3 protein-coding genes are annotated in these 6,763 nt (G+C 58.5%); all 3 read right to left on the bottom strand.

Going from position 1 to position 6,763, the window contains the following annotated elements; translation table 11 throughout:
• Positions 1-192: 192 nt before the first annotated feature.
• The 3 genes from RBH26_RS21080 to RBH26_RS21090 all read right to left on the bottom strand — a co-directional run bounded on the left by RBH26_RS21080 (position 193) and on the right by RBH26_RS21090 (position 6,479).
• A complete protein-coding gene (locus RBH26_RS21080; protein WP_306760334.1) occupies positions 193-4,158 on the bottom strand; it encodes a glycine-rich protein in 3,966 nt (1,321 codons plus the stop codon).
• 102 nt (positions 4,159-4,260) lie between these two features.
• Positions 4,261-5,304: a poly-gamma-glutamate hydrolase family protein gene (locus tag RBH26_RS21085; RefSeq protein WP_306760335.1), complete on the bottom strand. Its 1,044-nt coding sequence runs from the start codon at positions 5,302-5,304 to the stop codon at positions 4,261-4,263.
• A 206-nt stretch (positions 5,305-5,510) separates the two neighbouring features.
• Positions 5,511-6,479: a hypothetical protein gene (locus RBH26_RS21090; protein ID WP_306760336.1), complete on the bottom strand. Its 969-nt coding sequence runs from the start codon at positions 6,477-6,479 to the stop codon at positions 5,511-5,513.
• Between the last annotated feature and the right edge of the window lie 284 nt (positions 6,480-6,763).

The following is a 6,763-nucleotide window of genomic DNA, read 5'->3' on the forward strand; positions in this document are numbered from 1 at the left end:
TTTCTGGGTAGTAACAACCGTCAAACGGCGGGGAGACAGATTGCCATTGTCACCCAACACCTCACTGACACACCACCCTCGCCACCGCGACTGGGGATTGCCACATCCCTTCGCCTGACTCAGCACAATACGCACCACCGCTACGGAGGCATCGATTTCCCAAGCGGTGGTCTCGTGCCATCCAATATCGAATCAGACGCGCTCCTCAGCCTGTGACGTCCGGTCACGGATCTCTTGAATCGCCTCTCGGACAGTCTGGCCCTGCCCCAACCGAAGCATCGTCCGTGTCGGATCGCTGTCGATCTCGCGGGTTTGCCAGTGGCCATCTCCAGGCAACGCGTTGATGTTGACAGCCTCAACGATCGACCATCCGACGTCATCATGAGGAACCACGACCTCCGCCTCGACGATTGACCGGCCAGTCTCCTCAACGAGATAGAGCGCGACCTGCTCGCACATTTGCTGGGTGGCAAGCGCTGGGATATCCTCGATAACCGTCCGGGCCTCTGCCGGATCGACGACGTCAGCCTGGACGTGCTCACCTCGAGGCTTGACGTCGGCGTCGATCCGCACCGTCTGCCGGTCTTCGAGATCGCCGTCCTCGAGTGCACGCAGTCGCGGCTGCCCATCTTCGGTCGTGTAGCGAATCTGATAGTCGTCCGCACGCGAGTACTCCGTGTCGCCCTCGTAGACAGTCTCGCGTCCCTCGACGAGCCGCGCGTCGCTGAACGGCAGGTCGATCCACTCGCCGATCTCGACATCGATCGGCTGGCGCGAGACGCGTTGGGCGCCGCCGTAGATGATCGCCCGTTCGACGACGTCCTCAGTCTGCTTATCGACGCTGTAGCTTGCGAGGTCCGGATCGGCGTCGGTCGCCCGCTGCTCGAGTTGGGTCCAGTGCACGACGAGATCGTCGTTGTCGTCGGTCCGGACTTCGAAGACGAAGTTACCGATGTCGGCGAGCTTGCGCAGGACGTCGATCAGTTTGCCATCGAACGACCGGTTAGTCACGACCGGCGTCGAGTCGAGTGTCGCGTCCAGAGATAGCGCGTCGAGACCCTGGGGCTCATACCCGAGCCGCGGCGTCTGCTCTCGGGGCTCGAGCCCTCTGCGATGGGCGAGACTGATTCGGGGTTGAGCCGTCGTCGACAACACGTCATAGTCGATCGTATGCGTGGTTACCTCGGCTGCCTCGTCGAACTCGTCGGTGCCGTCGATCCCGAGCCCAAGAGAAATGGCAGGTTCGCCGTCGTCCATCTCCACTTCGAGCGTGAGATCCGAGATCGGGAGCGGCGTCGCGATCGGCTCGAGGTCGAGATCGAGGCGCTCGGGGTAGAGTGGCGGATCGTCGAGGTACCCGTCGGGCTCGTGCACCTCGTTATCCCACTTGTTGGGGTCGTGATATCGCGCGTCGAAAATAGCGATGATGTCGGCGGTATACTCCGAGTCGCCGGTGATGGTCCAATTAAAACCCTCGACATCCTCGTTGTAGTGATTTTGGAGCCAGCCCGACACCTCATACCACTCGATCGAGTCTCTGCCAGACAGCGACCAGGAAAGGAACTCGTTGCTGTTGAATGTGTACTCGATATCGTCCGTCTCGTCGTATTTTCCTTCGCGGATCGCGTACCCAATATGCTCGACGGGTACCGTGTAATCGAAGCTCCCCGAGCCCCACATTGACGGATTCCCAGCCCGACCACCGGAGTACTCTTCGTCGAAGTCGCCGTCGTCCTGGTCGAACACGTGGCAGGTTTGCAGCGGCACGATCCGTCCGTCGTCCGTGATCTCGAGCGGGATCGTCTCGTTGGTGATCTGCTCGAGGATTGCCTCGACAAGAGCCATCTCGAGTTCGACGGCTTCGTCGGCAGTCTGTAGCGTCACGCTCTCTTCGTCGATGATCGGTTCGTCGACGACGTAGTCGTAGTCGGTGTACTCGTTGAGCAACCGCTTGACGAGCTCGTGTGTCGGCTCGAGATCGACGTCCTCGACGACGCGATGCTCGAGTTGCGTGCCGCCCTTCCCTTCGAGGACGGTTTGTTTGTCGCTTCCCCCTTCCTCGAGCGAGCGATGTTCGAGGCGCTCGATAGGTTGGCGATCGCCGTCATGCCAGACGCGCATATCGGCGTCGTTGAGCGCGTCGGAGTGCCAACTATCGTCGTATGGCGTCGGGATCTCGACGCGGGGATAGCCGTTGATCGTAGGATTTCGGCCCGCCTCACTGAGAATCTGCGGCATGAGTGTCTGTCCGTTGGGGTGGATTACTTCAGCGTACCACCCGCGTGGAGGGACAGGAGACTGCTCGAGGCCGGCGCTGTCGGTCGTCGTCTCGACGTCGGCATCGGCATGAGTGTATGCCGTTTGAGCACGGGTCGTATAGTGATAGTCGCGATCAGGCTGGACGTCGTCGGTGAACGACTCGGTGTCGGCCTCGAGCGTGGCGATTAACTCGCCTTTCGGATCGTCGTAATCGTAGTCGTTGCGTGCTCGCCAGATTTCCTGGACACCGTCGAAATTCGAGATGGTCGTCCAGTCGATCTCGACGGTTGTCGGCTCAGTTGAAGTGACGCCGAGGTTGATGTTCGGCTCGAGCAGCGAGACCACAGTCTCATCCAGCCAGTCGCCGATAACGTCCTCTGTCTCTGGGCGAACCTCGACATCGTACTCTTCGCCGTTAAGAAGTCCAGTGATGATGATCTCGTCGTCATAGGCGTAGGTCGCCTCATTCCAGTCCTCATCAGTTGCCGTACGGGTCCACCGAACTCGATACTCGCCGTTGTCGATTCTCGGCTCGAGGTTAACGACCGTCAGTTGGTTTAGGTCAGTCGCATCGAGATCGTAGCTCTCGGGATTGGGGAGATCGGTCGTCGTATACAGCGTGTCGCTGGTAGCTTCGCGCGTTTCCGCCCCACTGTTCGCGATGACGCGGATCCGGCCGGTGTACACTCGGCCGTCGAGTGCGCCGTCCCATGACGCTGTCTTGGCAGAGCCGTCGACAGTGGCGACCACGTCCCATGACTCGCCGTCCAGAGAGACCTCAAGTTTGTGTTCGTCGCCGGCGTCGCTTTCGACGGCCCACTCGGCGACGAGATCGTCGTTCGACTGTGCCTCGAGTGACTCAAACGTTGGCGGGTGGACATCGGTCAGTACTGACGCCTCGTTGGATGGATCTGTCTCGCCGACCTCGACGACGGCCGTGACGACGTAGTGGTACTCGGTGTAGTCGTCAACGGTGTCGTCGACGGCTGTCGTCTCGGAGGCGTCGACTGTTTTGACGAGGTGTTCGTCGTCGATCGGGACCGGCGATGTCTCGGATCGGTAGATGCGGATCGCTTCGTGATCGTCGACGTCGCTGTCATCCCACGAGAGGGTGACCGTGTCGTCGGTCCAGTCGGTGACCCCGAGGTCCGCTGGCGGGTCGCTCGTGACGAACTCGACGGAAACTGTCCCGTCGCCGTCATTGTCGGCAGATTCCCCGCGTTCGTTGGCGAGGGCGTCTCCAGCGTCCAGGAGGTAGTTAGACCCCCCGCCACCGCCGCCGTTAACACCATCGACAATACCACCACCGCCACCGCCGTACCAGCCGCCACCCCCAGCGCCGGCACTGCTGGCGCCGTCATCGAAGGAGGCGCTGTCACCGTCACCACCGACCCCGAACTCTCCGGGGTTGTCGCCACCTTCGCCAGGGGCGCCGCCGCTTGTCTGAGACCCTCCCTCACCACCGACGTCCCATGACAGTGAGTGCCTACCCGTCTCACCGACCTCAGCACCCCCATCTCCGCCATCCCTTCCGCCACCGGCGCCGCCTGCTCCACCGGCAGCAACGAGGACGCGATCCTCGAGCGTCTCGCCACCGATGCGGATGTCCGATGCTCCACCACCACCGCCACTCATTGAATCGTCGGCGGATGACCCGTCACCGCCGCCGTTATAACCTCCACTCGTCCCATCGGCACCGCCAGCGACGGTCACGTTGATGTGCTCGCCGGGGTCGACTGGGACCAGTGCGTCGATGTATCCGGCGTCCCCGCCATCCGAACTGAAGCTGTCATCGTAACCGCCGGCACCGTCACCACCCCACGCTTCGATATGGGCGTAGACGGCGTTGTCGGGCGCCTCGAGTTGGTACTCGCCGGGCGTGTCGTACGTCTCTACCATGCTTTGAGTTGAAATACTGAAAGACTGCTACTGCGAACGATGAAAGTATCAGAAATCCTGACTACTTTCAGTGAGCTATGCAGTGTGGAGCGATGGATATCGCTACTCAGAGTCCAGATAACTGGTCAACCCGCGGGCAATTGCCTTGGGAATTTCTTCAACGTACTCGTCCTGCCTGGTCTCCCAGGGTTGTTCGATCTGGATCCCACTTTGTCCGTTCTCAGTCATCCGGTTGATATAGTTGTCCTCAGAGTGAGCGTTGAACAATTCCCACTCATCTTCTGAAGGGGCAGTTACCTCAATGTCGTCCCCCTGAGCATCAATCACATCTTCCACTTCTGAGACGATTTCTTCTCGAAGCCCCATCGGCGCGAGACCACCAACAAGGAACGTGTCATATGAGAAGCCATGTATAGAGATAGCCCAGTCCCAGTCGTGATCTTCTACCATACCGAATCCTGGGAAGCACTCTCCTTGGACATCGACAGATGTGATATGCCACCGGTCAAACGAGCCACCGCCATCGTTGTTCCCTTCAAAGTTCCATAGCGAACAGTCATCAAGTAGGTTATACAGAATCCTCGTCTGTTCGCTTGTCCCTGGTTCGATCCAACCACCGTGTGGGGCAGTGACGATAATATCGTTCTCTGAGTGATGCTCAACCTCTGTAAAGGATGTGTCGAGTTCGTTCCCACTCTCTGAGTCAGCGATACGGTGGTTTGGAGCGAATTGGGTGATCTCGACAGCAAACCTATCTGGTGTGTTAACTTCCTCGTCACTCTTGTCTTTGTGGAGGCGGTTCCGTCCGCCCCAGCCCATTCGGATCGAATGAGCATCTTCGTCTTCGTGTGTTTGGAGTATGGTATAGGGTGCGGACTGGTTAGGGATGTCCGGATTACGGAGCATGATGTTATCGCCAATCTCGAGGTCTAAGTTGTCAAGAAGCCCGTCCCAGACGGAGATACGCTCGTCGGCAACTTGACGACCGCTGTGGGAGATCAGGTCGTCCCAGTCAGCATAGGCTTGATCCACGGTCGCCATGTCGATCACATGCTGATCCTCGTGGCGCATGACTTCGCAGGAGAAGTCATCTGGAGCCCCGTCTTCTTCGTCAGGATACAGTCGATCACGTGCAGGTCCACCCATCCGAACAGAGTCATTTCCATACTCCGTATGAAGTCGTTGGGCTCGGTAAGGGCGTGTGACTCCCGTTTCTTCTGCTTTGACGCGGATTAGATCACCGACCTCGAGGCCGAGATTAGCGGCTAAATCCTCATGGACTGCGCAGTTAGCGTCATATCCAATAACATCGTCCCATTCAGATTGTGCCTGCCGAACTTGCGCGTATCTCATTATTCCAGCCTGACAATGTTATCCGAATCGTGTTTGAAAGTCAGCCCCTCATCCTGGTGGATGTACAGCGAATTGTCGGGTGCTTCGCTGTCCTCCTGAAAGAGCGGCCAGCCCGTATTCTCGCTCCCACCGAAGTCGACTGCTTTGTCGGTTTGGACACCGTCTTCGTCTACCGAAAGGGCTGATTCGAACTCACCGTCTTTGACGGTTCCAATATTTAGCTTCCCATCGGTAACGGTGAGTGATACACCGTTTTCCTCATCTCCGCCCAGGAACAGCTCCGACAAAGCATCCTCAGAAAGGAGTTGAAGCAACGAGACACCACCATCAACAGTGATGGTTAGCCCGCCAGTGAGAGTATCGCCGTGAGACTTGACGAAGTCGTCAGGTGAGTAGCCTTCTATCTCCGATGCCTCTGTCTGTAATCGGAGGAAAGCCTCATCATTGTGGTCATAAACATACGGCCCACGAGCCATTGTAGATGTGCCATCGACGAGATCGACGACACCAGATCCGTCGTGACGAAAAATATGGCCATGGTCGTCTTCTCCCAGATCGTCGATTAGAACATCTAGGTTTCGCTGTTCGATATCAACACGGCCTGCGTTGATCCCTTCATAGTGGCTGGTGCCCGGGATCGGGGCATCAGGTGTTCCAGTATTCAGCGGTTTCCAGTCCTCTGAATCGCCGTCCCATTGGAAGACGACATTCATGTCCTTCGCCTCCGCTCGAGCGCCGTCAAACGGGCCCTCGGCGGGAAAGTCGTCGTAGGTCTCGAACGGGACGATAATCTGCTCTTGAAGCGTCGTCCAGTTCTCGATATCCTTGACAGCGCCGTGAATGTTCTCGTAGTCGAATGGGTCTTCCGCGGCACTCAGGATCGCGAACTCACCCCACTCCGTGTGGGGCGGCTCGGTGTAATCCATCTCTCTAACCTCGTCGTAATCCGGAGGAATATCGTAACTCATGTGCGGTAGTCGTCGGTGGTTAGTTTTCCGGGGTTGCTACGCTCAGCGTGGTGGGGCCGAGTCTTCGGTGGTGGCGGTGGAGGCGATAATGAGATCACCGGCAGTGTCACCTCCGCACATCACTTCTCGAGACGACGGTTTTGGCCGCGTGCGTGTCGACAATTGTCTCGGCGGCGATCGGCTCGAGCCAGTCGTGTATGGCGTCGGGAATCGGGCCAATCTCGTTGTCGGGGATCGAAAACAGGACGTCGTCAGCACCACGCTCGAGGATCGCATCAAGCGAA

Source organism: Natronolimnohabitans sp. A-GB9, from assembly GCF_030848565.1.
In the GTDB taxonomy this organism is placed as follows: domain Archaea; phylum Halobacteriota; class Halobacteria; order Halobacteriales; family Natrialbaceae; genus Natronolimnohabitans.

Bases quoted from the DNA above. Each gene is read 5' to 3' on its own strand.
- RBH26_RS21080 (WP_306760334.1), bottom strand. From the start codon at position 4,158: ATGGTAGAGACGTACGACACGCCCGGCGAGTACCAACTCGAGGCGCCC.
- RBH26_RS21085 (WP_306760335.1), bottom strand. From the start codon at position 5,304: ATGGGTGGACCTGCACGTGATCGACTGTATCCTGACGAAGAAGACGGG.
- RBH26_RS21090 (WP_306760336.1), bottom strand. From the start codon at position 6,479: ATGAGTTACGATATTCCTCCGGATTACGACGAGGTTAGAGAGATGGAT.